This window comes from Gammaproteobacteria bacterium, from assembly GCA_019748175.1.
Classification (GTDB): Bacteria; Pseudomonadota; Gammaproteobacteria; order JAIEPX01; family JAIEPX01; genus JAIEPX01.
The window spans coordinates 1-2,835 of record JAIEPX010000009.1 but is presented as its reverse complement, the minus strand read 5'-3'; the positions used below and the strand labels follow the sequence as shown (position 1 = coordinate 2,835).

Sequence of the window (2,835 nt, the reverse complement as noted above, 5' to 3'; positions counted from 1 at the left end):
TATGTCTTTTCCATCAACATTAAATTCTTGAAAATGGACATGTATTCTATTAGATTGACAAAGGAACTCTGTCGCAATAAGCAACGACTTATTCAACATTATTCTTGTAAAAAGCGGATCTAAAATGGTGTTTTTATACTCAAAATTTTCACCTTTATACGAAAAATTCACCTCCTTAAGTTCTGGTAAATAATTTAAGTCATAATTCCCATTACTACATTCCACATGATGCAAATACTCAGTCTTTTTCGGTTTCCAAGAGTGGTGGGAAGAAATTGTTACGCTCGTCCCTACTGCTTCCGAATTAACAACATTTATTGCCTCCCTCTTTGGGGCGGATGTTTGCGCAATAGAATTAATTTTAAAAATAAGAAGTAAAAACAATAAAATTACTTTAAGCATATGAAGCCCGTTCATAGTTAATCATCATAACCATATATAATTTAATCAACAAACACCAGCCAATGTTGCCGAATAAATTCTCTTAAGATTTTCAATTACAATCCCTGCTTATATTTGCGCCTTTAGGACGATCTGTCATTGGACCATTCATAGTGTATTCAAAGATATCATGGCTTCGACCATCAAGTATATACATAAAGGCATTTGGATCGGCCTGATTTGCATTTAACATTTGCTGTGCCATTTGCTGGTCACTAAACCCTCCATCACCATCCTCAGTATTATTTGGATTTGATGGTCGCCAGCCATTATCAACTGCTCCAGGTACATCTGGATGTGAATGTATCCAAGCTATGATTTTCTCTCCAGGAAGCAACTGAATATTTATTGTAACCTCGGTGGCTGTCCCATGAGAAATAGGTGTTCTTGCAATAGCACCAGAAACCGTTCTTTTAAAAACAATACTATGCTCAATTGATTGATTTTGTTGTCCATTAATTTCGTCTCCAGCTGCACTTACCGCATTGCGCAAATCATTTAGTGCAACTTCAACTGGAGACGCCCCTGATGCTGGCGAAGTATGTTGTGCTAGCGTGCAACTATTATTAAAGTATACCGACCCCTCAACCGGATCTGGCTGATAATCATTACGCGGGTCAGTAAAATAATCACGAAACTCTATCTCATACAGCCATCGTTCATATTCTCTTTCTGGCCAACTAAGCCTATGTCCTTCCACTTCAACTCTTTGTAGTTCCACGTCCCCATCTTCTGGCAACTTATAAATTCCTTCTTCATTAGGATTGTAATTTTCATGCTGTGAAAATGATTTATATGTATTCTGACTTGCGGCAGCAGGCAAGGTGGTCGAGTATTGAGTATCGTTACCTTTGACTGTCATTCGATTTAAAATATAAGTATCGTCACTTGGCGTATCAAGCAACTGAACAGGCAATACGCCACCATGTTGTGCTTCATTATTTAATTCATGCTCAAAAATCATTTTATACTCCCTTTTTATTGAAATTTAATTGAAATGCACTTCATAAAACAAAAACGAACTAATCATTCACATCTATTATCTAGATGAGCACTTTAATAATGCAGAGATGGTCTACTTTGAAACGATATATTCTCGGCTTATGCCGACGGCATAAAAAAGAATTGTTATGGGATAAACTAGCGACTTGACAATCGCTACTAGAGGGATAGGGCGCGGCATGATTTTGTCTCAATTTATTTGATTGAGATGCATTAAATCACACAAAAATTTATTTTACAAGTCAAAATTTAAAGTAAATTGATTACGCAAGTAGTCAGTCCTGAAAAATTCAAAAAACAATAAAAAGTACACCAAAAGATAAATCAACAGGAAATCAACAGACACCCAATTCCAAAAGCAACTAAATCCTTCAGGAAAACATTCCCTCATTTGCATTTAGTTGCTTTTTGAGTTGGGTGTCTTTTCAACGCTTCTTTTCAACGCTTCTTTTCAACACTTCTTCAACGCTTCAACGTTTCTTCAAGGACTAAAACTGTCATGGTCAGTTGAACGTAACAGCTGCACGAGCTCAATGCAAATTGTATCGGTACTCGAGGGTCGGTTGCTATTACGATGAGTCTCCTTTTTTCGATTTGATCATTATGACGTTTAACTTACCAACAAAATCTGAACTTGAATCTGCCGCTGCGATTGTCTATGCAAGGCTAGCGCCGACACCACAGTATGCATGGCCATTATTGTGCGAGGCCTTGGGCACTGAGATCTGGCTCAAACACGAGAACCATACGCCAACCGGCGCTTTCAAAGTGCGCGGTGGACTCGTCTATGTGCACGAGTTGATGCAACGTGAACCACAACTCGAAGGCATAGTTTCCGCAACGCGTGGCAATCACGGTCAATCGATCGCTTTCGCGGCACAGCCGTATGGACTATCGAGCCACATCGTCGTACCTAAAGGGAATAGCCGAGAAAAAAATGCCGCGATGCGAGCACTCGGCGCGACGCTCATCGAATTTGGTGAGGACTTTCAAGAAAGCCGTGAACATGCCATGGCACTCTCACAAGAACATGGTTGGCATATGGTGCCGTCTCTGCATACCGATCTGATTCGTGGCGTCGCGACGTATTGGACCGAATTTTTTACTGCGCAACCTAAGCTTGACGTGATCTATGTCCCAGTCGGTCAAGGCTCTGGAATCTGCGCTGCCATCGCCGCGAGAAATGCACTAGGCTTAAAAACCATGATTGTTGGCGTGGTGTCCAGTCATGCTCTTTCCTACAAGCTTTCCTTCGAACAAAACGCCATCATAGAATCACCCGTCAGTACCCTATTAGCCGACGGCATGGCATGCAGAAAACCAGATGCTTGGGCATTGCAAGTCATGCGTGATGATGATAGAACTGGTTTGGTATTTCTTCTGTATGTCAAC

At 40.6% G+C, this 2,835-nt stretch carries 3 protein-coding genes; 1 reads left to right on the top strand and 2 read right to left on the bottom strand.

The genetic code is table 11. From position 1 onward, the window contains the following. Together K2X50_05450 and K2X50_05445 are read right to left on the bottom strand one after the other, a co-directional pair. Window positions 1-402: hypothetical protein (locus K2X50_05450; protein MBX9586686.1), on the bottom strand; the 402-nt coding region annotated here is incomplete at its 3' end. Window positions 403-493: 91 nt separating this feature from the next. Beyond that, window positions 494-1,405 carry a hypothetical protein gene (locus K2X50_05445; GenBank protein ID MBX9586685.1) on the bottom strand — a complete coding sequence of 304 codons (912 nt, stop codon included), beginning with the start codon at window positions 1,403-1,405 and terminating at the stop codon, window positions 494-496. 641 nt (window positions 1,406-2,046) lie between these two features. Here K2X50_05445 and K2X50_05440 point away from each other — a divergent pair. Continuing rightward, on the top strand, window positions 2,047-2,835 hold a 789-nt coding region (locus K2X50_05440; GenBank protein ID MBX9586684.1), incomplete at its 3' end, for a threonine dehydratase.